The organism is Novosphingobium piscinae, from assembly GCF_014230355.1.
GTDB lineage: Bacteria > Pseudomonadota > Alphaproteobacteria > Sphingomonadales > Sphingomonadaceae > Novosphingobium > Novosphingobium piscinae.
Genome location: NZ_JACLAX010000003.1, coordinates 24,803 through 49,728, shown reverse-complemented (window position 1 = coordinate 49,728; position 24,926 = coordinate 24,803). Strand labels below are relative to the sequence as shown.

At 70.5% G+C, this 24,926-nt stretch carries 23 protein-coding genes; 19 read left to right on the top strand and 4 right to left on the bottom strand.

All coding sequences use genetic code 11. From position 1 onward, the window contains the following. Nucleotides 1-6: 6 nt before the first annotated feature. From H7F53_RS03915 to H7F53_RS03900, 4 genes are all read right to left on the bottom strand, one after another. On the bottom strand, nucleotides 7-669 hold the full coding sequence (locus H7F53_RS03915) for a heme exporter protein CcmB (RefSeq protein ID WP_185678182.1): 663 nt from the start codon (nucleotides 667-669) through the stop codon (nucleotides 7-9). Further along, nucleotides 666-1,244, bottom strand: a complete 579-nt coding sequence (gene ccmA, locus H7F53_RS03910) for a heme ABC exporter ATP-binding protein CcmA (RefSeq protein ID WP_185678181.1) — start codon at nucleotides 1,242-1,244, stop codon at nucleotides 666-668. Before ccmA ends, H7F53_RS03915 begins: the two co-directional genes overlap by 4 nt. 53 nt (nucleotides 1,245-1,297) lie before the next feature. Then, nucleotides 1,298-2,476, bottom strand: a complete 1,179-nt coding sequence (gene purT / locus H7F53_RS03905) for a formate-dependent phosphoribosylglycinamide formyltransferase (RefSeq protein ID WP_185678180.1) — start codon at nucleotides 2,474-2,476, stop codon at nucleotides 1,298-1,300. 521 nt (nucleotides 2,477-2,997) lie between these two features. Next, nucleotides 2,998-3,615, bottom strand: a complete 618-nt coding sequence (locus H7F53_RS03900; protein ID WP_185678179.1) for a DNA-3-methyladenine glycosylase 2 family protein — start codon at nucleotides 3,613-3,615, stop codon at nucleotides 2,998-3,000. A gap of 120 nt (nucleotides 3,616-3,735) precedes the next feature. Between H7F53_RS03900 and H7F53_RS03895 the strand changes: the two genes are divergently transcribed. From H7F53_RS03895 to ftsZ, 19 genes are all read left to right on the top strand, one after another. After that, entirely contained in the window at nucleotides 3,736-4,740 is a 1,005-nt protein-coding gene (locus tag H7F53_RS03895; RefSeq protein ID WP_185678178.1) for a cysteine synthase A, read from the top strand. Between the two features lie 54 nt (nucleotides 4,741-4,794). Then, nucleotides 4,795-5,130 carry a hypothetical protein gene (locus H7F53_RS03890; protein WP_246438479.1) on the top strand — a complete coding sequence of 112 codons (336 nt, stop codon included), beginning with the start codon at nucleotides 4,795-4,797 and terminating at the stop codon, nucleotides 5,128-5,130. Between the two features lie 401 nt (nucleotides 5,131-5,531). Continuing rightward, the gene (locus H7F53_RS03885; RefSeq protein ID WP_343061896.1) at nucleotides 5,532-6,032 is read left to right on the top strand and encodes a division/cell wall cluster transcriptional repressor MraZ; all 501 of its coding nucleotides are present in this window, start codon (nucleotides 5,532-5,534) and stop codon (nucleotides 6,030-6,032) included. Continuing rightward, the gene (rsmH, locus tag H7F53_RS03880; RefSeq protein WP_185678177.1) at nucleotides 6,029-6,979 is read left to right on the top strand and encodes a 16S rRNA (cytosine(1402)-N(4))-methyltransferase RsmH; all 951 of its coding nucleotides are present in this window, start codon (nucleotides 6,029-6,031) and stop codon (nucleotides 6,977-6,979) included. The genes H7F53_RS03885 and rsmH overlap by 4 nt, the downstream gene beginning before the upstream one ends. Beyond that, nucleotides 6,976-7,560: a hypothetical protein gene (locus H7F53_RS03875; RefSeq protein WP_185678176.1), complete on the top strand. Its 585-nt coding sequence runs from the start codon at nucleotides 6,976-6,978 to the stop codon at nucleotides 7,558-7,560. The genes rsmH and H7F53_RS03875 overlap by 4 nt, the downstream gene beginning before the upstream one ends. Beyond that, a complete protein-coding gene (locus tag H7F53_RS03870) occupies nucleotides 7,557-9,287 on the top strand; it encodes a peptidoglycan D,D-transpeptidase FtsI family protein (protein WP_185678175.1) in 1,731 nt (576 codons plus the stop codon). The genes H7F53_RS03875 and H7F53_RS03870 overlap by 4 nt, the downstream gene beginning before the upstream one ends. After that, nucleotides 9,284-10,735 carry a UDP-N-acetylmuramoyl-L-alanyl-D-glutamate--2,6-diaminopimelate ligase gene (locus tag H7F53_RS03865; RefSeq protein ID WP_185678174.1) on the top strand — a complete coding sequence of 484 codons (1,452 nt, stop codon included), beginning with the start codon at nucleotides 9,284-9,286 and terminating at the stop codon, nucleotides 10,733-10,735. Before H7F53_RS03870 ends, H7F53_RS03865 begins: the two co-directional genes overlap by 4 nt. Further along, nucleotides 10,732-12,198, top strand: a complete 1,467-nt coding sequence (locus H7F53_RS03860) for a UDP-N-acetylmuramoyl-tripeptide--D-alanyl-D-alanine ligase (protein ID WP_185678173.1) — start codon at nucleotides 10,732-10,734, stop codon at nucleotides 12,196-12,198. The genes H7F53_RS03865 and H7F53_RS03860 overlap by 4 nt, the downstream gene beginning before the upstream one ends. 12 nt (nucleotides 12,199-12,210) lie before the next feature. Next, nucleotides 12,211-13,281 carry a phospho-N-acetylmuramoyl-pentapeptide-transferase gene (mraY, locus tag H7F53_RS03855; protein ID WP_185678172.1) on the top strand — a complete coding sequence of 357 codons (1,071 nt, stop codon included), beginning with the start codon at nucleotides 12,211-12,213 and terminating at the stop codon, nucleotides 13,279-13,281. Nucleotides 13,282-13,294: 13 nt separating this feature from the next. Continuing rightward, nucleotides 13,295-14,647 carry a UDP-N-acetylmuramoyl-L-alanine--D-glutamate ligase gene (gene murD / locus H7F53_RS03850; RefSeq protein WP_185678171.1) on the top strand — a complete coding sequence of 451 codons (1,353 nt, stop codon included), beginning with the start codon at nucleotides 13,295-13,297 and terminating at the stop codon, nucleotides 14,645-14,647. After that, the gene (locus H7F53_RS03845; RefSeq protein ID WP_379542781.1) at nucleotides 14,644-15,885 is read left to right on the top strand and encodes an FtsW/RodA/SpoVE family cell cycle protein; all 1,242 of its coding nucleotides are present in this window, start codon (nucleotides 14,644-14,646) and stop codon (nucleotides 15,883-15,885) included. Before murD ends, H7F53_RS03845 begins: the two co-directional genes overlap by 4 nt. Beyond that, nucleotides 15,882-17,051, top strand: a complete 1,170-nt coding sequence (gene murG, locus H7F53_RS03840; protein WP_185678170.1) for an undecaprenyldiphospho-muramoylpentapeptide beta-N-acetylglucosaminyltransferase — start codon at nucleotides 15,882-15,884, stop codon at nucleotides 17,049-17,051. The genes H7F53_RS03845 and murG overlap by 4 nt, the downstream gene beginning before the upstream one ends. Nucleotides 17,052-17,235: 184 nt before the next feature. After that, nucleotides 17,236-18,660: a UDP-N-acetylmuramate--L-alanine ligase gene (gene murC, locus H7F53_RS03835; protein WP_185678169.1), complete on the top strand. Its 1,425-nt coding sequence runs from the start codon at nucleotides 17,236-17,238 to the stop codon at nucleotides 18,658-18,660. After that, nucleotides 18,657-18,887, top strand: coding sequence for a hypothetical protein (locus H7F53_RS03830; RefSeq protein ID WP_185678168.1), 231 nt, complete (start codon nucleotides 18,657-18,659; stop codon nucleotides 18,885-18,887). The genes murC and H7F53_RS03830 overlap by 4 nt, the downstream gene beginning before the upstream one ends. Beyond that, entirely contained in the window at nucleotides 18,881-19,777 is an 897-nt protein-coding gene (murB, locus tag H7F53_RS03825; RefSeq protein WP_185678404.1) for a UDP-N-acetylmuramate dehydrogenase, read from the top strand. Before H7F53_RS03830 ends, murB begins: the two co-directional genes overlap by 7 nt. Before the next feature lie 139 nt (nucleotides 19,778-19,916). Next, complete coding sequence (locus H7F53_RS03820; RefSeq protein ID WP_185678167.1) at nucleotides 19,917-20,885, top strand: D-alanine--D-alanine ligase; 969 nt, start codon at nucleotides 19,917-19,919, stop codon at nucleotides 20,883-20,885. After that, entirely contained in the window at nucleotides 20,882-21,892 is a 1,011-nt protein-coding gene (locus H7F53_RS03815) for a cell division protein FtsQ/DivIB (RefSeq protein ID WP_185678166.1), read from the top strand. The genes H7F53_RS03820 and H7F53_RS03815 overlap by 4 nt, the downstream gene beginning before the upstream one ends. After that, nucleotides 21,892-23,172, top strand: a complete 1,281-nt coding sequence (gene ftsA / locus H7F53_RS03810) for a cell division protein FtsA (protein ID WP_185678165.1) — start codon at nucleotides 21,892-21,894, stop codon at nucleotides 23,170-23,172. Before H7F53_RS03815 ends, ftsA begins: the two co-directional genes overlap by 1 nt. Nucleotides 23,173-23,315: 143 nt before the next feature. Beyond that, entirely contained in the window at nucleotides 23,316-24,863 is a 1,548-nt protein-coding gene (gene ftsZ, locus H7F53_RS03805) for a cell division protein FtsZ (protein WP_185678164.1), read from the top strand. Nucleotides 24,864-24,926 lie beyond the last annotated feature (63 nt).

Below are 24,926 nucleotides of genomic sequence, written 5' to 3'. Positions count from 1 at the left end.
CCCCCGCTAGCCGCGTGCCGCCCGCACTGCGGCCCCCCCGGCGAAGGGCGCAATCGCCAGCAGCACCAGGCTGACCGCCGCGGTCAGCGCAAGCCCGGTCTCACCGCCCGGCGCCAGACTGCCCGCGCCGAACACCAGCAGCGGCACGGCCAGCGGGACCACCAGCAGGCCCGCCAGCGCCGCGCCGCCGCGCAGTCCGGCCGTGAGCGCGGCGACCATCACCCCGATTGCGGCCAGCCCCGGCGTGCCCACCAGCAGGCCGAGCTCGACCGTGCGCAGGGTCTCGGCCGCGATCCCGAGCAGCGCCGAGGCGGGCAGGGCGGCGAGCATCAGCGGCGGGCCGAAGCTGAGCCAGTGCGCCACCACCCGGATTGCGATCACCCATTCCTCGGCCAGGCCGCGCAAGGCCCACTGGTCGAACATGCCCAGCTCGAGATCGGGTTCCACCAGCCGGTCGAGCGGGAGGATCGCCGCGAGCAGCGCCGCAACCCAGATCACTCCGCCGCCGGTGCGCGCCAGGAGCGGTGCGTCCGGCCCGACCGCGAAGGGGAACAGCATGGCCACGGCGACGAAGAACAGCAGCGGCAGCATGGCCCCGCCCCGCCGTCCGCCCAGCAGCAGCAGCGCCAGATCGCGGCGCAGCAGGGCCAGCAGCCGCCGCCCGGTCATGCGGCGTAGTCCCGCAGCGCGATCCGCTGCGCGCCGGGCAGGGCGATCGCCTGGTGCGAGGCGACCACCGCCAGCCCGCCGGCTGCGCAATGCTCGGCCACGATCGTCTCGACCAGCGCGACCGCATCGGTGTCGAGCCCGTTGAGCGGCTCGTCGAGCAGCCAGATCGGCGCGGCCTGGGCGATCAGCCGCGCCAGCGCCGCGCGCTTCTTCTGCCCGGTCGACAGGAACCGCACCGGCACCTCGGCCAGCGCGGCCAGCCCGAGCCGGCCGACCGCCTCGGCCGCACGCCCGTCGAAGCGCTCCCAGAAGGCAAGGGCGCGGCCGAGCGGGAGGTGCGGGTCGAGCGCGGGACGTTCGTCGATCAGGCCCACCTCGCCGTCGCGGGCGATCGTTCCGGCGAAAGGCTCACCCAGCCCGGCCAGTAGCCGCATCAGGCTGGACTTGCCGATCCCGTTGGCCCCGGCGATCTGGCAGGCCTCGCCGCCGCCAAGCGCGAGGGTCAGGCCGCGGAACAGGACCCGGTCGCCGCGGCGGCAGGCCAGCTCGGTGGCGGAAAGGCGGCAGGATTCCATCGCTGGCGGCTGTAGGCGATCAGTCCGGGACTGCCAAGGCGCGCCCGGCCGGCTCAGTCGTAGGCGATCCGCACCTTGCCGGCCGCCTCGGCCGCGATGCGCCGGGCCGTGTCGGTGTCCTCCGCGCGGGCCAGGGCTACGCCCATGCGGCGCCAGGGCCGGGTGGTGGGCTTGGCGAAGATCCTGAGGTCGACCCCGCCGCCGGGCGTGGCAAGCGCCTCGGCCAGTCCGGCAAAGGTGAACCGGGCGCTGTCGCGGTCGGCCAGGATCACTGCCGAGGCAGCCGGGCCATACAGCTCCACCTCGGGTACGGGCAGCCCCAGCACGGCGCGAGCATGCAGGTCGAACTCGCTGAGGTTTTGCGAGATCAGGGTGACCATGCCGGTATCGTGCGGGCGCGGTGAGAGCTCGGAGAAGATCACCTCCTCGCCGCGCACGAAGAACTCCACCCCGAAGAGGCCATAGCCGCCCAGATCGTCCACCACCTTGCGCGCCATGTCCTGCGCATCGGCCAGGGCCTGCGCCGACATGGCGGCGGGCTGCCACGATTCCTGGTAGTCGCCGCGCTCCTGGCGGTGGCCGATCGGCGGGCAGAAGGTGATGCCTTCGCGGCTGCGCACGGTCAGCAGGGTGATCTCGTAATCGAAGGCGATGAATTCCTCGACGATCACCCGGGCGCGGTCACCCCGCATGTTGGCCACGGCATAGTCCCAGGCGGCCGCGACGGCCCCGGCCTCGCGCACGGTCGACTGGCCCTTGCCCGACGAGCTCATCACCGGCTTGATCACGCAGGGCAGGCCGGTGAAGCTGACGGCCTCCTCCACCTCGGCCAGGCTCTCGGCATAGCGGTAGCGCGAGGTGCGCAGGCCCAGCTCGACCGCGGCAACTTCGCGGATGCGGTCGCGGTTCATCGTCATGATCGTGGCACGGGCGGAGGGCACCACGTTGGTCCCGGCCGCCTCGAACTCGGCCAGCACCTCGGTGCGGATCGCCTCGACCTCGGGCACGACATAGTCGGGCTGGTGTTTGCGGATCGCCTCGGCCAGGGCCGCGCCGTCGAGCATCGAGAAGACCTCGCAGGCGTCGGCCACCTGCATCGCCGGGGCATTGGCATAGGCGTCGCAGGCGATCACCCGCGCGCCGAGCCGCTTGGCCGCGATAACGAACTCGCGGCCCAGCTCGCCCGAGCCAAGCAGCAGGATCGTGGCGATATAGCCGGCGGGAGTGGTCATGGGGATGCCCTCGATTCGCGGGATGCGAACGGAGGAGCGATGGGGTGCCTTGCGGAACGGGTCAACGGGGCGCAGGGGGGTAGGGTCGGGTGGACACACGGGAATGGCGGTTTGCGTCCGATATCCGTCATCCCAGCGAAGGCTGGGATCTCCAGCCTCGCCGCGGAAGATGCCAGCCTGCGCTGGCATGACGGGGTGGAGGGTCAGGCCGACATGGGCTCGGCGGGTTGCGCCGAATATCCGTCATCCCAGCGAAGGCTGGGATCTCCAGCCTCGCCGCGGAAGATGCCAGCCTGCGCTGGCATGACGGGGTGGAGGGTCAGGCCGACATGGGCTCGGCAGCTTGCGCCCGATACCCGTCATCCCGGCGAAGGCCGGGATCTCTCGCCTCGCCGTGGAAGATGCCAGCCTGCGCTGGCATGACGCTGGGTTTGGCTCTGGTCAGACAGTGAGCGACAGCCCCGTCCACCCCAGCCACCCGCGTCCGCTCCCCACCCGGTCCAGCCATTCATCCACCAGGCCTACAGCGCCGGGTTGTTGTAGCAGTGCCAGGTGAAGATCGCCGCCGCCCCGCGATGCGGCCGCCAGGCCTCGGCGAGCCGGCGCGTGTCCTTCTCGGAAGGGCGCGCGTCCAGCCCCAGAATGCGGTGCAGTCCCGCCTGGACGGCCAGGTCACCGGCTGGCCAGATATCGGGGCGGCCCTCGGCGAAGAGCAGGTAGATCTCGGCCGACCACCTGCCGATGCCCTTGATCCGGGTCAGCTCGGCGATCGCCGCCTCGTCGTCGGCGGGAAGGGCGTCGAAGGTCAGGGCACCGCTGCTGACCAGCTCGCACAGGCTCCGTGCGTAAGACTGCTTCTGGCGCGACAGCCCGCAGGCGCGCAGCGCGTCGAAATCGCGCGCCAGCAGCGCATCGGGGGTGAAGGTCTCGCCCAGCTCGCCTTCCAGCTTGCGCCACATCGAGGCGGCCGCCGCGACACTGACCTGCTGGCCGACGATGGTGCGCAGCATGGTCTGCCAGCCGCGTGAGCGGATCCGCGGCTCGGGGTAGCCGGCGCGGGTGAGAGCGGCCGCCAGCCGCGGTTCGGCGGTGGCGATCGTGTCGAGCCCGCTGCGCAATTGGTCGGCCGTCAATCCCACTGGTCGTGCTCCGTGCTGGTCGTTCGCGGGGCCAGCATAAGGCGGCGCGGGCGCGGGCGATACCCGGGGCGCTGCAACCGAGGATTGAGATTTGCCGCCGGGCCTCCTAGGTCACGCAGCATGACCAACCGCACCGCGCCCTCGACCCTCGATCTCATCGGCAACACGCCGCTCGTCCTGCTGCGCGGCCCGAGCGAGGCCGCCGGGTGCGAGATCTGGGGCAAGTGCGAGTTCGCCAACCCCGGCGCCTCGGTCAAGGACCGTGCCGCCCTGTGGATCGTGCGCGACGCCGAGGAGCGCGGGCTGCTGCAGCCGGGCGGGACGATCGTCGAGGGCACGGCGGGCAATACCGGGATCGGCCTGGCGCTGGTCGCCAATGCGCGCGGCTATCGCACGATCATCGTCATGCCCGAAACCCAGTCGCGCGAGAAAATGGACACGCTGCGCGCGCTGGGTGCGGAGCTGGTGCTGGTTCCGGCCGCACCGTTCTCCAATCCCGGGCACTTCGTCCATACCTCGCGCCGGCTCGCCGACGAGACCGAGGGCGCGGTCTGGGCCAACCAGTTCGACAATACCGCCAACCGCAAGGCGCACATCGAAGGCACCGCGCCCGAGCTGTGGGAGCAGCTCGAAGGGCGGATCGACGGGTTCACCTGCGCGGCGGGCACCGGCGGCACGCTGGCCGGGGTGGGCATGGGGCTGAAGGCCTTCGACCCCCGGGTGACCATCGCCCTGACCGATCCGCACGGCGCCGCACTCTACAATTACTTTGCCCATGGCGAGCTGCGCGCCGAGGGCAACTCGGTGGCCGAGGGGATCGGTCAGGGGCGGATCACCGCCAACCTCGAGGGCGCGCCCATCGACACCCAGTTCCGCATCTCGGACGAGGAAGGGATCGAATGGGTGGCGCGGCTGCTGCAGGAGGAGGGGCTCTGCCTTGGCCTGTCCTCGGGGATCAATGTGGCCGGAGCGGTCGCGCTCGGGCGCCAGCTGGGCAAGGGCAGCCGGATCGCGACGATCCTGTGCGACACCGGCTTCCGCTATCTCTCCAGCCTCTACAACCCCGACTGGCTGCGCGCGAAGGGCCTGCCGGTGTTTCCCTGGCTGGCGCGCGAGGGCGCATAGCGCCGCCGCCATCATCGGTTGCAGTTCGTCACGCTTGAGACTAAATCAGCAGTGATGGCCAGCAAGCCCCACAGCCTCCCGCACGATCCCCAGGGGTCGTCGCCAGGCAGCACGGGTCCGCAGATGTTCATGCCGCCCAGCGCGCGTGAACTGCGGGCGCAGGCTTTGCATCGTCTGCAGGTCGGCCTGCTCGGCCTGTGTCTGATGCTCATGCTGGTGGGCCTCGCCAACATCATCATGGACCGCGCCCGCCTGTCGGATGCCACCGCGCCCGCCGGCAGCGCTGCCAGTCCTGCGTCCAAAAGCGATCCGCTTGCCGACATCGGCGTCGTGCCCTCGCCCGAGGCGGCGCGGCCGGCCGAATCCCCCACGGCGATTCCCGCCCGCTGATTCCCCGCAAAGGTCCGGCAACACCCGCTCCCGGCGTCGCCGGGGCGGGTACGCCTGCGCTCCGGGCGATCTGGGGAAACTGCGGGAACTAGATGTCCGCGGTCCATTAAGCTATTGAATAAATGAAATAAGTCTCAAGTGGCAGGGTGCGCCATGGCGCCGGCCCAAACAAGGAATTCGGTCCTTAATACCTTGATTCATAATGCACCGGACGCCTTTTCCCGCGTTTTCCCGCAAAAAGACCTTCCCACCCCCGAACTTGCGAGTTATGGATATGGTCCATCGGACAGGAAGGAGCCCGTTTCGGCGGGCGGCTCGACCGGCTGCGTCCCAGCGCAGGCCGGAGTGCGGCTCCTTTTGATGCCGGTAATCGGATCAACCCTGGGTGGGGGCAGGGGCTGGTGGAGACTAGGCGCGTCAGGTACAACGGGCAGGGCTTCTCGCTGAAGGGCGAGAAGGACCGCTTCGTGCTGCCGCCGGACTTCCGCAAGGCGCTCAAGGATTCGGGCGACGGCCGCAAGGAGCTGTGCCTCCAGCTTCACCCCACGCTGACCTGCCTCGTGGCCTTCGGTCTCAGCCGCGAGGCCGAACTCGACCTCCAGCTCGACCGCGAAGAGGAGAACGCGCTGCGCCGCGGCGAGCCGTTCAACCGCCAGTTGCGCTCCTCGCAGCTGTTCGGTTTCCTCAAGGTTCCGTTCGATGACAGCGGCCGCTTCGTGCTCCCCGCCCGGTTCGTGAAGGGCGCGCGGATCGCCGACCGGCTCTACTTCCAGGGCGCCGGCCCCGAGTTCCTGATCTTCAATCCCGACGAGCTGATGACGCTCGATCCCGCCGACTGGCGTCATGCCCAGCTGGCCTGCGAGGATCTGGCCGAAGACGCCTTGGCGAAGGCCCGTCGATGAGCGGGGTCGGGGTGCCCCACATTCCCGTGTTGCTCGACGAGGTGGCGGCCGCGCTGCACCCCGCGCCGGGCGACGTGATCGTCGACGCCACCTTCGGCGCCGGGGGCTACACCCGTCGCCTGCTCGCCACCGGGGCGACGGTCCACGCCTTCGACCGCGATCCCGACGCGATCGCCGCCGGGCAGCGCTGGGCCGCGGACCAGGCCGAGCCGCCGCGCCTGGTGCTCCATCCGCGCCGCTTCTCCGAGATGGTCGCCAGTCTGGCCGACCTCGGCATCGCCCGCGTCGACGGGGTGGTGATGGACATCGGGGTCTCCTCGATGCAGCTCGACCAGGCCGAGCGCGGCTTCGCCTTCGCGGTCGATGGTCCGCTCGACATGCGGATGGGCCAGACCGGCGAGAGCGCCGCCGACTTCCTCAACACCGCGGCCGAGAGCACGATCGCCGACGTGCTCTACCAGTATGGGGAGGAGCGCCAGTCGCGCCGGGTCGCGCGGGCGATCGTGGCGGCGCGCCCGCTCAGCACCACCGGCGAACTCGCCGCTGTGGTCCGCCGCGCGCTGGGCCACAAGCCGGGGGCACCGAAGGACCCGGCGACCCGTTCGTTCCAGGCGATCCGGATCCACATCAACGCCGAGCTGGACGAGCTGCGCGCCGGGCTGGCCGCGGCCGAGACCCTGCTGGGCGAGGGCGGGCGGCTCGCGGTGGTCAGCTTCCACAGCCTGGAAGACCGCATCGTCAAGCAGTTCCTGCGCGAGGCCAGCGGTGCGGTAGCCGGAGCCTCGCGGCACATGCCCGCCACCCAGGCCGCCTTCGCCCCGACCTTCGCCGCCGTCTCGAAGGGCATCCGTCCGTCCGAGCGCGAGCTTGCCGCCAACCCCCGCTCCCGTTCCGCCACGCTGCGCGCGGCGACCCGTACCGCTGCACCTGCCAGGAGGGCCGCATGAGGCTGACCCGTTCCCGCGCCCGTTCGATCGGCTGGGCCATGATCCTTGCCGTGTGCTTCGCGCTGACCCTGGCCCTGACCTTCAAGGTCAATGCGGTGAAAAGCCAGGTGCGGCTGACCGAGCGGCGCCTGGTCCAGCTGCGCGCCGAGAAGACCATGCTCGAGACCGAGTTCGAGACCCGCGCCAACCAGCAGCAGCTGACCGCGCTCAATGCGGTCGAGTTCGGCTATCAGGCGCCCACCGCCGGGCAGTACCTCGAGACCGAGCGTGATCTGGCCGCGCTGGGCAAGCCGCGTGGGCCCGGTGCGCCGGACATGATCCGGGTGGCGGCGGCCGAAGCGCCGGCCGACGAGTCCGCTTTCCCGGCCATGGTCAACCCGCTGACCGGCAAGGCGATGGCGGCCGAGACGCCGCGCGACACGGCCGCCGAGCCGCGCCGCGGTGAGGGGCCGCAGCGGGTCGCGCGGGTCACCCCGATCGCCGGGCCGGCCGGGCTGGTCCAGCGGCTGTCGCATGTCGAAAAGTCCGCGAAGCCCGGCCGGGCCGCGGTCAAGACCACCCGCGTGGCGCTCGAAGAATGACCTCGATCACGGCCTCCACCGCCCTGGCGAGCGGCCGGGTCCAGCTGGTCAATGTCCGCCAGCGCTCGCTGCTGGTGGCCAAGCTGCGCGTTTACCTGGTGGCCGCCCTGTTCACCTTCATCGGCGTGGTCTCGCTGTGCCGGATCGCCTGGCTGGGCGTGGCGGGCGATGGCTCGGAGCATGCCGCCGCAGGCGATGGCCAGGCGCCGCGCGGCGAGATCGTCGATCGCAACGGGGTGCCGCTGGCGCGCGCATTTCCGGCCTATTCGCTGTGGTTCAACCCGCGCGCGCTGGGCGATGGACCGGCGCTGGTCAAGTCGCCGGCCGAGGTGGCCGCTGCGCTGCTCCGGATCTTTCCCGATGAGGATCTGGCCAGGCTGACCGCCAAGCTGGCCTCGGGCAAGCCGCAGTATCTGCGCCGCCGGATCATGCCCGAGGACGCCAACCGCATCCACGCGCTGGGCGAGCCCGCGCTGGAGTTCCCGCGCGAGAACGAGCGCTATTACCCGCAAGGCTCGATGGCCGCGCATGTCCTTGGCTATGTGTCGGCCGATGGCCGCGGGCACGTCGGCATGGAGCAGGTCTACGACAAGCAGCTGACCGACCCGGCGACCCGCGGCACCCCGGCCATGCTCTCGCTCGACACCCGCGTCCAGGGCGCGCTCGAGGACGAGCTGATGCGCGGCATCCAGATGTCGGCCGCCAAGGGCGCTGCCGGGATCGTGCTTGACGTCGACAGCGGCGAGATCGTCGCGCTGGCCTCGCTGCCCTCGTTCAACCCCAACCTGATCGACCAGGAGAACGTCAGCAACATCTTCAACCGGGTCTCGAACCAGGTCTACGAGCTCGGCTCCACCTTCAAGCCGATCTCGATCGCGGCGGCTATCGATGCCGGTGTGGTGACCGACATGTCGCGGCGCTATCCTTCGGGCGCCCCGCTGCACATCGGTGGCTTCGAGATCCATGACAGCCACAATTTCGGCGCTTCGCTCAACATTCCCGAAGCGCTGATCCACTCGTCCAACATCGTCACCGCCCAGGTCGCCGATCAGCTTGGCGGCGTGCGGCTCAAGCGGGTGATGGAATCGCTGGGGATGAACGCCCGTCCGCAGATCGAACTGCCGGCCAAGGGCTTCCCGCTGTGGCCCCGCGGGGAAAAGGGGCAGTGGGCGCGGATCACGACGATGACCGTGTCTTATGGCCACGGCCTTGCGGTGACCCCGCTGCACCTCGCCTCGGCCTATGCCGCGCTGGTCAACGGCGGGATCTGGCGTCCGGCCACGCTGCGCCGCCTTGCTCCGGGGCAGATTCCCGCCGGTCGCCGCGTGTTCAAGGCCAGCACCAGCGCCCGCATGCGCCAACTGCTGCGCATGATCGTGGCCGATGGCACCGGCAAGAAGGCCGATGCGGTGGGCTATCGCGTCGGCGGCAAGACCGGGTCGGCCGAAAAGCCTGGCGCCGGCGGCTATCGCAAGACCTCGCTGATCGCCACCTTCGCCGCCGCCTTCCCGATGGACCGCCCGCGCTACGTGGTGATCGCGATGCTGGACGAGCCGCAGGGCACCCAGGCCACTTCGGGCCAGCGCACCGCCGCCTGGAACGCTGCGCCGATCGTCGGCCGCGTGGTGCCGCGGATCGGGCCCCTGCTGGGGGTGATGCCCGACGCGACCCGTGATATCGACATCTCCGACCTGTCACCCCTGGTCGCGAACGGAGATGGCGAATGAAACTCGGCGCCCTGGCTGCACAGGCGGGGATCACGCTGGCCGCAGGCGCGGAGGCGAAAGTCACCGGTTTCGCCATCGACCACCGCAAGGTCGCCCCCGGGACAGTGTTCGGGGCTTTCCCGGGCAGCGCGGTCAACGGTGAGGACTTCATCCCGGCCGCGATCGCCGCCGGGGCCGTGGCGATCGTCGCCCGCCCCGAGGCGCAGGTTGCCGGCGCGGTCCACATCGCCGCCCAGCAGCCCCGCCAGGCTTTCGCCCGGCTGGCCGCCGGGTTCTTCACCCCCGTCCCCGAGACCGTCGTCGCGGTCACCGGAACCAATGGCAAGACCTCGACGGTCGAAATGACCCGGCAGCTCTGGCGCATGGCCGGGCACCGGGCCGCCTCGATCGGCACGCTGGGCGTGACCACCCCTGACGAGAGCGTCTCGACCGGGCTCACCACCCCGGACATCGTCACCTTCCTCGCCAACATGGCGGGCCTCGCCCGCGAGGGCGTGACCCATGTCGCCTACGAGGCCTCGAGCCATGGGCTGTCGCAGTACCGCAACGAGGGCCTGCGGGTGCGGGCCGCGGCCTTCACCAACCTCAGCCGCGATCATCTCGACTACCACGGCACGATGGAGGCCTATTTCGCCGCCAAGATGCGCCTGTTCGCCGAGGTGGTCGATGGCGACGGCACGGCCGTGATCTGGGCCGACGATGCGTGGTCGCAGCCAGCCCTGGCGGCGGCGCGGGCGCGCGGACTGCGCGTGCTTGCGGTGGGCGAGCAGGGCGAGGACCTGCGTCTGTTGTCGCGTGTTCCCGGGCACCTCGGCCAGACTCTTCAGATCGTCTGGCAAGGCACGACCCACAAGGTCGAGCTGCCGCTGATCGGCGCCTACCAGGCTGCCAACGTGCTGGTCGCCGCCGGGCTGGTGCTGGCCACCGGCGGCGATGCGGCGCGCACTTTTGATGGTCTGGCGCGGTTGCAACCGGTGCGCGGCCGGCTTGAGCGGGCCGCGATCACCGCCACCGGGGCGCCGATCTACGTCGACTATGCCCATACCCCCGACGGGCTGGAGGCGGCGATCGCCGCGCTGCGGCCCCACGTGCGCGGCCGCCTGATCGTGGTGTTCGGCGCCGGCGGCGATCGCGATACCGGCAAGCGTCCCGAGATGGGCCGGGTCGTCGCCGCGCAGGCCGACGTCGCGATCGTCACCGATGATAATCCGCGCGGCGAGGACCCGGCGGCGATCCGTGCCCAGGTGCTGGCCGGCGCGCCCGGCGCGCGGGAGATCGGCGGCCGGCGCGAAGCGATCGCCGCGGCCGTGGCGGCGGCGGGCCGGGACGATATCGTCCTGATCGCCGGGAAGGGGCATGAACAGGGACAGATCGTGGGACGGGGTGAGGCCATGCGGGTCCTGCCCTTCGATGACGTAACCGTAGCCCGGGAGTGCGCGCAGCCATGAACGCCCATGCCGCCCTGATCGACTGGCCGGTCGACCCGTTCGACGCCTATCCGCTCGCGCTGTGGTCCGCCGCGGAGATCGCCGCGGCGACCGGCGGCACGGCCAGCGGCGCGTTCCAGGTCTCGGGGGTCGAGATCGACAGCCGCGACGTGCGCGAAGGGGATCTGTTCTTCGCGCTCAAGGGCGAAAGCACCGATGGCCACCGCTTTCTCGAGGCGGCCTTCGCCAAGGGCGCTGCCGCCGCCGTGGTCGATCGGCCGGTGCCCTGGCCGCACGTGCTGGTGGCCGACACCGCGCGCGCGCTCGAGCGGCTCGGGGCCGCGGCCCGCGCGCGTCTGGCGCCCGAGGCCTGCGTCCTCGGGGTGACCGGCTCGGTGGGCAAGACCGGGGTCAAGGAGGCGCTGTTCGCCGCGCTGGATCGCGCCTGCCACGGCCGCGCCCATCGCTCGGTCAAGAGCTACAACAACCACGTCGGAGTTCCGCTCAGCCTCGCCCGGACCCCTGCTGGCAGCCGCTTCGGCGTGTTCGAGATGGGGATGAACCATGCCGGCGAGATCGCCGCCCTGACCGCGCAGGTGCGGCCCCACGTGGCGCTGATCACTGCGATCGCCCCCGCCCACATCGAGAACCTTGGCAGCCTTGAGGCGATCGCCGATGCCAAGGCCGAGATTTTCCGGGGGCTCGAGCCGGGCGGGGTGGCGATCATCCCGGCGGACAGTCCGCACTATCCGCGGCTGCGCGCGGCGGCGCTGCTGGTCCGCGCGCAGGTGGTGTCGTTCGGACGGGCCGACCATGCCGACGTGCGGCTGCTCGATGCAGTCGCGGCGCCGGGTGGCGGTTCGCTGGTCACGGCCGATCTGGGCGATCGCCGGCTCTGCTACACTGTCGCCAGCCCGGGCGAGCACTGGGTGATCAATTCGCTGGCGGTGATGGCCGCGGTGCGCGCGGCCGGGGGCGATCTCGGCGCGGCCGGGCTGGCCCTGGCCGAGCTTGAGGGGCTCAAGGGCCGCGGCGCGCGGCACACCGTGCCGGCGGCGGGCGGCACCGCGCTGGTGATCGATGAGAGCTACAACGCCAACCCGGCCTCGATGGAGGCCACCCTGGCCCAGCTCGGCAGTGCCCCGGCGCGCCGCCGCATCGCCGTGCTGGGGGCGATGAAGGAGCTGGGCGAACACGGCCCCCGGTTCCATGCCGAGCTGGCCGCGCCGCTCGCCGCAGCAGGAGTCGACCACGCCATCCTGGTTGGCGCCGAAATGGCCGCGCTGGCCGACGAACTGGGGAAATCGGCCGGCGCCGCGCTTGGCAAAGCCATCCCCTTCGCCCATTGCCAGAACGCTGCTGAGGCGCTGGCTGCCCTCGCGGCGCTGGGCGTGGCGGACGGTGACGTCATCCTCGTCAAGGGATCGAATTCGGTGGGACTGGGCCGGGTCGTCGAGGCGCTCACCACGCAACAACAAGGTTAGGTTCGCGCACCGATGCTCTACCTCATCGCCGAATGGATGCATTTCCCCGGCATCGTGAACCTTATCCGCTACCAGTCCTTTCGCGCCGGGGCCACGCTGATCACCGCCCTGGTCATCGGCATGATCATCGGTCCGCGCTTCATCAACATGCTGCGCGTGCGCCAGGGCAAGGGCCAGCCGATCCGCGATGATGGCCCGCAGAGCCACCTCGCCAAGCGCGGCACTCCGACGATGGGCGGGCTGATGATCCTGATCGCGCTGGTCGTCTCGATGCTGCTGTGGATGGACCTGACCAATCCCTTCGTCTGGGCCTGCCTGGCGGTTACGGTGGGGTTCGGCGCGATCGGCTTCATGGACGATTTCGACAAGGTGACGAAGTACAGCCACAAGGGCGTGCCCGGGCGGGTGCGGCTGATGATGGAATTTGCCGTCGCCGGCGTCGCCGCCTGGATCATCGTCAGCCAGATCAGCACCAACCTCTATATCCCGTTCCTGTCGGGCCGCTACATTCCGCTGGGCCCGCTGTACTACGTGTTCGCCGCCGTGGTGATCGTCGGCGCGGGCAATGCGGTGAACCTGACCGACGGGCTCGACGGGCTGGCCATCATGCCGGTGATCATCGCCGCGGGCACCTTCGCGATCATCGCCTACCTGGCCGGCCGCATCGACTATGCCCACTATCTCGGCATTCCCTATGTGCCGCGCGCCGGTGAACTGGCGATCCTCTGCGCCGGGATCATGGGGGCGGGTCTGGCGTTCCTCTGGTTCAACGCCCCGCCCGCGGCGGTGTTCATGGGCGATACCGGCAGCCTTGCGCTGGGCGGCGCGCTGGGCGCCATTGCCGTGGCGGCCCACCACGAGATCGTGCTGGCCATCGTCGGCGGGCTGTTCGTGATGGAGGCCGTCTCGGTGATCATCCAGGTGTTCGTCTACAAGCGCACCGGCAAGCGGGTGTTCCTGATGGCGCCGATCCACCACCACTTCGAGAAGCTGGGCTGGGCGGAATCGACCGTGGTGATCCGCTTCTGGATCGTTTCGATCATCCTCGCGATCATCGGTCTCTCGACCTTGAAGCTGCGGTGACCCGGGCGGCGCGATGATCACTTCGCCCCACTTCGCCGGACGGCGCTATGCGGTGCTCGGGCTGGCCCGTACGGGTCTGGCCGTGGTGCGGGCGTTGCTGGCGAGCGGGGCACGGGTGATGGCCTGGGACAGCCGCGACGAGCCGCGCCAGACCCTGGCCAATGCCTTCGGCGACCGGGTCGAACTGGCCGATCCGGTGCTGGCCGACCTGACCGGCTTTGACGGGATCGTGGTGTCCCCCGGCGTGCCGATCAACCGCCATCCGATCGGCGACGCGGCGCTGCGCCACGGCGTGCCGCTGATCGGCGACATCGAGCTGTTCGCCCAGGCGCGCGCCAGCCTGCCGCCGCATCGCGTGGTCGGGATCACCGGGACCAACGGCAAGTCGACCACGACCGCGCTGGTCCACCACCTGCTCCACAGCGCCGGGGTAACCACCCTGATGGGCGGCAACATCGGCCTGCCGATCCTCGGCGAGGCGCCGCTGCCCGAGGGCGGCGTCTATGTGCTCGAGCTGTCGTCCTACCAGATCGACCTGACCCACAGTCTCGATTGCGATGTGGCCGCGTTGCTCAACATCACCCCCGATCACCTCGATCGCTATGGCACCTTCGCGGCCTATGCCGCAGCCAAGGCACGGCTGTTCGCGATGCAGGGCGCCGACCACCCCGCGGTCTTCGGGATCAGCGATACCGAGACGCTCGACGTGGCGCTGCGCGAGGAGCTGCGCCGCGGCAAAGACATGGTGCAGCGGGTCGATGGCGCCGACATCGCCGCGTTCCAGGGCGAGTGGCCGGCGCTGCAGGGCCCGCACAATCTGCAGAACGCGGCCGCGGCGGTGGCGATCGTCACCGCGCTGGGGCTGACCGAGGCGCAGTGGCGCGCCGGGCTGGCCGGGTTCCGCGGCCTGCCGCACCGCATGGAGCGGGTTGCCGAGTCTGGCGGGGTCCTGTTCATCAACGACAGCAAGGCGACCAACCCGGCCTCGGCCGCGCCGGCGCTGGCCGCCTTTCCGCCGCTCCCGGCGGCGCCCGAGCACCGCCGCATCCACTGGATCCTCGGCGGCCTGCCGAAGGGTGACGATCTGGACGAATGCGCCCCGTGGTTCGGGCACATCGCTGCGGCCTATACCATCGGCGATGCCGGCCCGCGCTTCGCCGAGCTGCTCGAACCGCACATGCCGGTGCACCGGGCCGAGATGATGGCCGAGGCGATCCGCCACGCCATCGCCGCCGCGGTGCCGGGCGATGTGGTGCTGCTGTCGCCGGCCTGCGCCTCGTTCGACCAGTTCCGCGACTATGAGGCGCGCGGCGACGCCTTCCGCCAGATCGTCGCCGCCCTGCTCGAAGGGGAGCCCCGGCCGTGACCCCGCCCGCATCGGCCTCGTCCGTCGCGCCCGTGCAGACGCCCTACATCCCCCGCGCCGGCGGAGTGATCGGGCTGCGCCGGCGCCGCAACCGCCGCCACGACTTCGGGGTCTGGTGGCGCGAGATCGATCGTGTCCTGCTGATGCTGGTGCTCTCGCTGATGGCGATCGGCGCCGCCGCCGTGGCGGCCTCGTCCCCGGCCAGCGCCCGGCGCCTGTCGACCGCCGCGACCCGGCTGGACGACCTGCACTTCTTCGTGATCCACCTGCGCTGGCAGCTGGTCGGCCTGGTGGCGATGTTCGCCGCTTCGACCCTCCCGCGCGAGACCGCGCGGCGCGCCGGGATCCTGCTCGGCTTCGGGATGATCTTCGCGCTGATGCTGGTCCCGCTGATCGGCACCAACGTCAACGGGGCCAAGCGCTGGCTCAACCTCGGGGTTTCGCTGCAGCCGTCCGAATTCCTCAAGCCGGCCTATGCCATCGCCATGGCCTGGGTGCTGTCGTGGCGGCTGCGCGATCCCAAGCTGCCGGTGGTGCTGATCACCGGGGCGGTGACCGCGCTGGTCGCCGTGCTGCTCATGCTCCAGCCCGATTTCGGCTCGACCGTGCTGTTCGTGGGCGTGTGGTTCGTGCTGGTCCTGCTGTCGGGCTTGCCGCTGCAGCGCATCGCCATCGTCATCGGCCTGGGCATCGTCGGGGTCATCGCCACCTATTTCCTCTACGACAACGCCCGGCACCGGATCGACAGCTTCCTCGGCGGCGGGACGGCCTACGACCAGGTCGACCTCGCCTCGCGCACGCTCAATGCCGGGGGCTGGACCGGCTCCGGGCTGTGGCTCGGCACGCGCAAGCTGGCCCTGCCCGAAGCGCACACCGACTACATCTTCTCGGTCATCGGCGAGGAGTTCGGGCTGTTGATCTGCGGCCTGATCGTGCTGCTCTACATGGCGCTGGTGGTGCGGGTGCTGCTGCGCCTGACGGATGAGGAAGACCTGTTCACCGTGCTCGCGGCGACCGGTCTGACCGCCCAGCTCGGCGGGCAGGCCTTCATCAACATCCTCGTCAACCTGCAGCTGTTCCCGTCGAAGGGGATGACCCTGCCACTGATCTCCTACGGCGGCTCATCGACCATCGCCCTGTGCCTGGGGGTCGGGTTCCTGCTGGCGATCACGCGCCGCAATCCCTTCATCCAGCGCGAGCGTCTGACCCTGCGCGATGCCGGAGTCCTGCCCCGATGACCGCTGTCAGCCGTCACTATGTCCTCGCGGCCGGGGGGACCGGTGGACACCTCATCCCGGCCTTCGCGCTCGCCGCCGAACTGGTCCGGCGCGGCCACCACGTCGCGCTGGTCACCGACAGCCGCGGCGCGGCGATCCCGGGCAAGCCCGATTTCCTCCCCGCCCACGTGATCCCGGCCGGGCGGCTGGGCGGCAAGAACCCGCTGGGCTGGCTGCGCGGGCTACGCGCGATCCTGGAAGGCCGGCGCATGGCGCTGCGCCTGTTTGAAAGCTTCCAGCCCAGCGCGGTGATCGGCTTCGGCGGCTATCCGGCCTTTCCCGCGGTGATCGCGGCGACGGCGGCGCAGATCCCCACGATCATCCATGAGCAGAACGCCGTGCTTGGCCGGGTCAACCGCCTCCTCGCCAGCCGGGTCAACGCGATCGCCACGGCCTATCGCGTGGTCGAGCGGCTCGAGGACAAGCATCTGGGCAAGGTCCACCTGGTCGGCAATCCGGTGCGTGAGGACGTGCTGGCGCTGCGCGAGCAGCCCTATCCGCCGTTCACCGAGGACGGGCTGCTGCGCGTGCTGGTGACCGGCGGGAGCCAGGGCGCGCGGGTCCTGTCCGAGGTGGTCCCCGATGGCCTCGCCATGCTCCAGCCGGCGCTGCGCAGCCGCCTCCAGGTGATCCAGCAGTGCCGCGCCGAGGATCTCGACGCGGTGCGCCAGCGCTATGCCAGCCATGGCATTCCCGCCGAGCTCGCCACCTATTTCGAGGACATGGCCGAGCGCCTCGCCGATGCCCACCTGTTCATCGGCCGCTCCGGCGCTTCGACCATCGCCGAGCTGACCGCGGTGGGCCGCCCGGCGATCCTGATCCCGCTGCCGATCGCCACCGACGATCACCAGGCCGCCAATACCCGCGAGATGGTCGAGGCGGGCGGCGCGCGGGCGATCCGCCAGGAGAAGTTCACCGCGGTCGAGCTGGCCAAGCAGATCCAGGCCATGGCGCAGCATCCGCCCAGCCTGGGCAACGCGGCGCATGCGGCGTGGAACTGCGGCTATCCCAACGCCACCACCGACCTGGCCGACCTGGTCGAGAGCTTCGGCGCAGCGCCGATGATGGACGTGATCCGGATGGGCGGCGCGGCGGCGGAGACCTCCGGGCGGGAGGCGCTGGCGTGACTGTGGGGCTGATGGCGGCGCGTGGGCTTCGACAGGCTCAGCCTGAGCGGGGTTGGGGCCTGAGCAAGTGTGCTTCCCTGAACCGCACACCACACCCGCTCAGCCTGAGCCTGTCGAAGCATGTCCTGAGCTTCGCCGAAGGGGCCACGCGCCAACGCCGCACAACAACCCAGGAGTTCCCCCAGTGAAAGGCGTTGGCACCGAGATCGGGACGATCCACTTCGTCGGGATCGGCGGGATCGGCATGTCCGGCATCGCCGAGGTGATGAACAACCTCGGCTATACCGTGCAAGGCTCGGACATCGCCGAGGGCTACGTGGTCGAGGGCCTGCGCCAGCGCGGGATCAAGGTGATGATCGGCCACGCCGCCGAGAACATCGGCGAGGCCGCGGTGGTGGTCACCTCGACCGCGGTCAGGCGCGACAATCCCGAGGTCGTGGCCGCGCTCGAGAACCGCATCCCGGTGGTGCGCCGCGCCGAGATGCTGGCCGAGCTGATGCGCCTGAAGAACACCGTGGCCGTCGCCGGCACCCACGGCAAGACCACCACCACCTCGATGGTCGCCTGCCTGCTCGATGCCGGCGGGGTCGATCCCACGGTGATCAATGGCGGGATCATCAACTCCTATGGCTCGAACGCCCGGCTCGGGGCGTCCGAATGGATGGTGGTGGAGGCCGACGAGAGCGACGGGTCGTTCCTCCGGCTTGACGGCACCATCGCGGTGGTCACCAACATCGATCCCGAGCACCTCGACCACTACGGCTCGTTCGACCGGGTCAAGGAATGCTTCGTCGAGTTCATCGAGAACGTCCCCTTCTACGGCGCGGCGGTGCTGTGCATCGATCATCCCGAGGTTCAGGCGATCATCCCCAAGGTGCGCGACCGGCGGGTCATCACCTACGGCTTCTCGGCCCAGGCCGACGTGCGCGGCGAGGGCGTCACGCCTTATCCGGGCGGCAACCGCTTCACCGCCGTGCTGCGCCAGCGCGACGGATCGTTCCGCCGGATCGAGGACATCGCGCTGCCGATGCCCGGCCGGCACAATGTCCAGAACGCGCTGGCGGCGGTGGCCGTGGCGGTGGAGATGGGTGTCTCGGACGAGCTGATCCGCACCGGCTTCGGCAAGTTCGGCGGGGTCAAGCGCCGCTTCACCAAGGTGGGCGAGGTGGCGCTCGGCGCGGGCAGCGCCGTGGTGATCGACGATTACGGCCACCACCCGGTGGAAATCCGCGCCGTGCTCTCGGCCGCGCGCGAGGGCGCCCGCGGCCGGGTCATCGCGGTGGTCCAGCCGCACCGCTTCACCCGCCTGCGCGATCATCTGGAGGATTTCCAGGGCGCCTTCAACGATGCCGACGTGGTCTATGCCGCCCCGGTCTATCCGGCCGGCGAGGCGCCGATCGCGGGGATCGATTCCGCCGCGATGATCGAAGGGGTCAAGGCGCGTGGCCATCGCGCCGCCTATGTCATCGACGGGCCCGCGGCGCTCGCCGACAATCTCGCGCATTCCCTGCAGGAAGGTGATATGGTCGTGTGCCTCGGCGCCGGCGACATCACCAAGTGGGCGGCCGGCCTGGCCGATGCGATCCGTGAGAGGAGGCAGGCTGCATGACAGGCGTGTTCCCCAACCCGCTGGAATGGATGCGATGGCTGGTCGATGCGCAGAAGGCGCAGATCGACGTGACCCGGTCGATGGTCGACGCCGGCACCGCGATGCTCGATCCGGGCAAGGCCGAGGAGGCCGGGCGCCGGCTCGAGGAGGCGGGCAAGCAGGCGCTCGACGCGGCCGAGGCGCTGGCGCGCGCGCAGATCGAATGGCTCAAGCACTGGCGATGTTGACCGCCGTTTCCCTTCCCTCCGTCCGCGGCAAGCTGACCGCCGAAGCGCCCCTGGCCCCGCTCGTCTGGTTCAAGGCGGGCGGTGCGGCGCAGTGGCTGTTCGAGCCGCAGGACGCCGATGATCTGTCCGCCTTTCTGCGCGGGCTCGATCCGGCCGTGCCGGTCATGGCGCTGGGGCTGGGCTCCAACCTGATCGTGCGCGATGGCGGGGTGCCGGGCGTGGTGGTGCGGCTGGGCAAGGCCTTTGCCAGGGTCACGGCGGTCGATCCGCTCACGCTCGACTGTGGCGGCGGCGCCAGCGGCATCCTCGTCTCCTCGACCGCGCGCGATGCCGGGATTGCCGGGCTCGAGTTCCTCCGCTCGATCCCCGGCACGGTCGGCGGCTTCGTCCGGATGAACGGCGGCGCCTATGGCGGCGAGGTCAAGGACATCCTCGTCGATTGCGATGTGGTCCTGCGCTCGGGCGAGCGGGTGACCTTGCCGGTCGGCGATCTGCACTACACCTACCGCCATTCCGAACTGCCGCAGGGCGCGATCGTGATCGGCGCGCGCTTCCGCGGCCGCCCCGGCGAACCGGCCGCGATCCAGGCCGAGATGGACCGCATCTCCGCCAGCCGCGAGGCCAGCCAGCCGCTGCGCAGCAAGACCGGTGGCTCCACCTTCAAGAATCCGCCCGGCCACAAGGCCTGGGAACTGGTCGACCGCGCCGGCTGCCGCGGGCTGACCCTGGGCGGCGCGCAGGTGAGCGAGAAGCACACCAACTTCCTGATCAACACCGGCGACGCGACCAGCGCCGAGATCGAGGCGCTGGGCGAGGAGGTGCGGCGGCGGGTGAGGGACCAGTCGGGCGTGGAGCTGGAGTGGGAAATTCAGAGGGTGGGTACGAAGTGATGATGGGCATTCAAATCCTCCCCGGCACGGGGAGGGGGACCATGCGCAGCATGGTGGAGGGGCACAGCCCCTTGCGCGCGGAGGACAGTGCCCCTCCACCAGCTTCGCTGGTCCCCCTCGCCGTGCCGGGGAGGATGGCATGACCCTGCCCAAGCTTCATGTCGCGGTCCTGATGGGCGGCTGGTCGTCCGAACGGCCGGTCTCGCTGATGAGCGGCGAGGGCGTGGCCAGGGCGCTCGAGGCGCGCGGGCACCGGGTGACGCGGATCGACATGGGCCGCGATGTCGCGCTGAAGCTGGCCGAGGCGGCGCCCGACGTCGTGTTCAACGCGCTGCACGGCACGCCGGGTGAGGACGGCACCGTGCAGGGGCTGATGGATCTGATGGGGCTGACCTACACCCATTCGGGACTGGCCACCTCGGTGATCGCGATCGACAAGGAACTGACCAAGCAGGCGCTGGTGCCCCACGGCATCCCGATGCCGGGCGGGCGGATCGTCGACAGCGCCGAGCTCTACGCGCGCGACCCTCTGCCGCGCCCCTATGTGCTCAAGCCGGTCAACGAGGGCTCGTCGGTCGGCGTGGCGATCGTCACCGACGATGGCAACATGGGCCAGCCGATCAGCCGCAATGCCAGGGGGCCGTGGCAGGAGTTCGACCGGCTGCTGGCCGAGCCGTTCATCCGCGGGCTCGAGCTGACCACCGCGGTGATCGGCGACCGCGCCTTGATGGTCACCGAGCTGCGCCCGAAGTCGGGCTTCTACGATTTCGACGCGAAGTACACCGACGGGATGACCGACCACATCTGCCCCGCCGAGATCCCCGACGAGATCGCCGAGGCCTGCAAGGACATCGCGCTGCGCGCCCACCGCCTGCTCGGCTGCAAGGGCACCAGCCGGTCGGACTTCCGCTGGGACGACCAGCGCGGGGTGGAAGGGCTGTTCCTGCTCGAGGTCAATACCCAGCCGGGCATGACCCCGCTCAGCCTCGTGCCCGAACAGGCGCGGCATTGCGGGATGAGCTACGAAGACCTGGTCGAGACGATCGTGGCCGAGGCCCTCGCAGACGCGGCAACGGGGGCCCCCGTCAGCGCCGAGGTGCCGGCATGAGCCAGACGATCCGCCGCAAGGCCGCGGGCGCGCGCAAGGTCGCGGCGCGGCAGGGCCAGGCGCGCAAGGTCAAGGCGGCGCGCGCCCGCACCGGCTCGCTGTTCGATGCGGTGATGGACGCGCTGCCGTTCACCGACGAGCAGCTTCACCGGATCTTCGTGATCACCATCCTGGCCCTGGCCGCGGCGGCGGCCTGGGGCGTCGCCACCATGGCCGGGGTGCCCACCCTGGCCGGCGAGAAGCTTGCCGCGATTGCCGCCGATGCCGGTTTCGCGGTGCACCGGGTCGATGTGCGCGGGGTCAACCACCTCAATGAGCTGAAGGTCTACGAACGCGCCCTGGCCGAGCGGGATGCCGCCATGCCGCGGGTCGATCTGGAACGGCTGCGTGCCGAGCTGCTGCAGCTGTCGTGGGTCGAGGATGCGCGGGTCTCGCGCCAGCTGCCCGATACGCTGGTGATCGACATCGTCGAGCGCAAGCCGCACGCGGTCCTGCGCAAGCCCGACCGGCTGGTGCTGATCGACGCCGGCGGACACGAGCTGGAGCCGGTCACCGCTGCGGCGGCGCGCGGCCGCCTGGTGATCTCCGGGCCGGGGGCCGGCACCCGGGTGGCCGATCTCGCCACCCTGCTCGAGGCTGCTCCCGCGCTCAAGCCGCAGGTGGCCGAGGCCGAATGGGTCGGCAACCGCCGCTGGAACCTCAAGTTCGGCACCGGCCAGGTGCTGGCCTTGCCCGAGGGCGAGAAGGCCTCGGCCAACGCGCTGATCGCCTTCGCCCGGCTTGACGGGGTGAACCGCCTGCTCGGCGGGCGGGTCGCCGCCTTCGACATGCGCGCGCCCGACCGGATCTATTTCCGGGTCCCTGGCCGAACCGAAGAGGAGGCCCGCGCGGCTGCCGCTGCTGCCGCCGCCAAGGCCGCTGCCGCCGCCGACCGCGCCGAGGCTGCCGCCAGCGGCGAGGCACCCGGCGAGACCCCGGGCCGGCAGGGGGCGCGGGACAACACCTGATGAGCGGTCCTCGTATCGAACGCGTCATTGGCGCGGTGAATCTGGGGTCGTTCCGCGTCTCGGCGATGATCGCCGGGATCGCCGACAGCGGCGAGCTGATCGTGCTCGGCTCGGCGCATCGCGCGGCGCAGGGCCTGAAGCGCGGCTTCGTCACCGACATGACGGCGGCGACCTATGCCGTGCGCGACGCGATCGAACGCGCCGAGAAGATCGCCCAGACCAATGTCGATACGGTGCTGATCGGAACCGCCGGGGCCGGGCTTGCCAGCCAGGTTGCCCATGTCGAGATCGACGTCGCCGGGCGGCGCATCGAACAGGACGACATCGACCAGCTGATGTTGGCCGGGCGTGACGTGATCCGGCCCGACGGCCGCCTGGTGCTCCATGCCCAGCCGACCCATTACACGCTCGATGGCGCGCACGGCGTGGCCAATCCGCGCGGGCTCCACGCCGAGCGGCTGGGCGTGGACATCCATATCATGCTGGCCGAGGGTGCCCCGGTGCGCAATCTTACCGAGGCCGTGCAGAACGCGCATCTCAAGGTCGAGGCGGTGGTCGGCTCGCCGATCGCCGCCGGCCACGCCTGTCTGACCGCGGAGGAGCGTGACCTGGGGGTGGCGCTGGTCGAGTTCGGCGGCGATGTCACCAATGTCTCGGTCCATGCCGGGGGGATGCTGCTCGGACTGGCCTCGATCCCGCTCGGTTCGGGCGACATCACCGATGCGATCGCCTCGGCCTTCGGTATCCGCCGCTTCCAGGCCGAGCGGCTCAAGTGCGTCAACGGCTCGGCCCTGGCCAGCCCGGCCGACCATCGCGAGATGATCCCGGTCCACGGCCCGGGCGAGGAGCCCTCCGGACCGCCAGCGCGCCATGCCGACGATGCCGGGCGCATCCCCCGCGCCGAGCTGGTTTCGGTGATCACCGCGCAGCTTGGGCGGATCATGGAGGAGATCAACCGGGCGTTGAAGGCGCTGGGCTTCACCGGCCAGCGCGGTCAACAGGTGGTCTTCACCGGAGGCGGCGCGGAACTGGTCGGGCTGGCCGATTTTGCCCAGTCGGCGCTGGGCAAGCCGGTGCGGGTGGGGCGTCCGCCGGCGCTGCGCGGTCTGCCCGAGACCCACGCCAAGCCAGGCTTCGCCACGCTGGTCGGGCTGATCCTGCACGCCGCCAGCGAGCCGGTCGACATCCGCCAGGTCGGCCCGCCGGGAACGGTCGGGGGCGGGGCGGGATGGCCCGGACTGTTCGGCCGGATCTATCGCGCCGTTGTGGAGTATTTCTGACCGTCGCAGCCCCGTCGGGAGGGGCCTTGCGATTGTGGACAACGCCGCCAAACCCCTTGGACGGCCGATTCGAAGCGTGCAATTGTCTGTAATTGGCGAATGATCGGCAGCCTGTGTCTGACAGGCCCTGCGTGGAGAGCACAATGAGCATCAATATCGGACCGCCGGCTGTCGAGGAACTCCGTCCGCGGATCACCGTGATTGGCGTCGGCGGGGCCGGTGGCAACGCGATCGCGAACATGATCGAGGCCCAGATCGAGGGTGTCGACTTCATCGTCGCCAATACCGATGCCCAGGCGCTGAACAATTCGATCGCCGAGCACCGCATCCAGCTCGGGCCTGACATCACCCAGGGCCTTGGCGCCGGATCGCGCCCCGAAGTGGGCCGCGCCGCGGCCGAAGAGACCCTGGCCGAGATCGAGCGCGCGCTAGACGGCGTGCACATGGTGTTCATTGCTGCCGGCATGGGTGGCGGCACCGGCACCGGCGCCGCCCCGGTCATCGCCAAGATCGCGCGCGACAAGGGCGTGCTGACCGTTGGGGTGGTGACCAAGCCGTTCCTGTTCGAGGGCACCCGGCGCATGCGCTCGGCCGAGGCCGGGATCGAGGAGCTGCAGAAGCACGTCGACACCCTGATCGTCATCCCCAACCAGAACCTGTTCCTGGTCGCCAAGGCGGAAACGACGTTCAAGGAAGCCTTCATGCTCGCCGACGAGGTGCTGCAGCAGGGCGTCCGCTCGATCACCGACCTGATGGTCATGCCCGGCCTGATCAACCTCGACTTCGCCGACGTCCGCTCGGTCATGGGCGAGATGGGCAAGGCGATGATGGGTACCGGCGAAAGCTCGGGCGCCAACCGCGCGCTCGAGGCGGCCGAGCAGGCGATCTCGAACCCGCTGCTCGACGGCGTGTCGATGCAGGGCGCCAAGGGCGTCATCATCTCGATCATCGGCGGCGACGACATGAAGCTGCTCGAGGTCGACGAGGCCGCGAACCACATCCGCGACCTGGTCGATCCCAATGCCAACATCATCTGGGGCTCGGCTTTCAACCCCGATCTCCAGGGCAAGATCCGCGTCTCGGTGGTGGCCACCGGGATCGAGCAGACCGAACTGCAGCAGCAGGAGCTGAGCCGCGGCGGGTTCTCGCTCGGCGGCGGCCGTGGCGGGATCGCCCGCCCGGGACTGCAGGCCGAACCGGCTCCCGCCCCCTTCGCGCCGCCTCCCGCACCCGAGCCGGTGGCCGCCGAGCCGGTGATCCCGGCGCCCGCGCCCGCGGTGGACGAGCCGCTGGACCTTGCCCCCGAGCAGATCTCGGCCGAGCCGCTCGAGCTGCAGCTCGACAGCGTGGCCGATCCGGTTCCGGCCGAACCGGTCGAGCCGGCCGCCTTCCAGCCCGCCCCCCCGTTCGCCGCGCCGCACGACAGTTCGGACGAACTGGTGCTCGGCGTCGAACATGCCGCCGGCGACGAGGAGCCGGCCTCGCCGCTGGTGCAGCGCCGCCGTCCGCTGGTCTCCGATCCGGAGGAGCGCACGCCACGCCTGTCGAGCGGGGGCAGCACCCTGTTCGAGCGCATGGCCAACCTCAGCCGCGGGTCCTCGCGCCCGACGGAAGAGGACGAGCCGGAAGAGCCTGGCGATGGCCAGTCGATCTCGATCCCGCGTTTTCTCGGCCGCCAGAACAACCAGTAAGCCGAACGGAGCGGGCCGGCCCCCTGTGGGGCTGGCCATTCCAGTCGGGTTCAGGCCATAGCG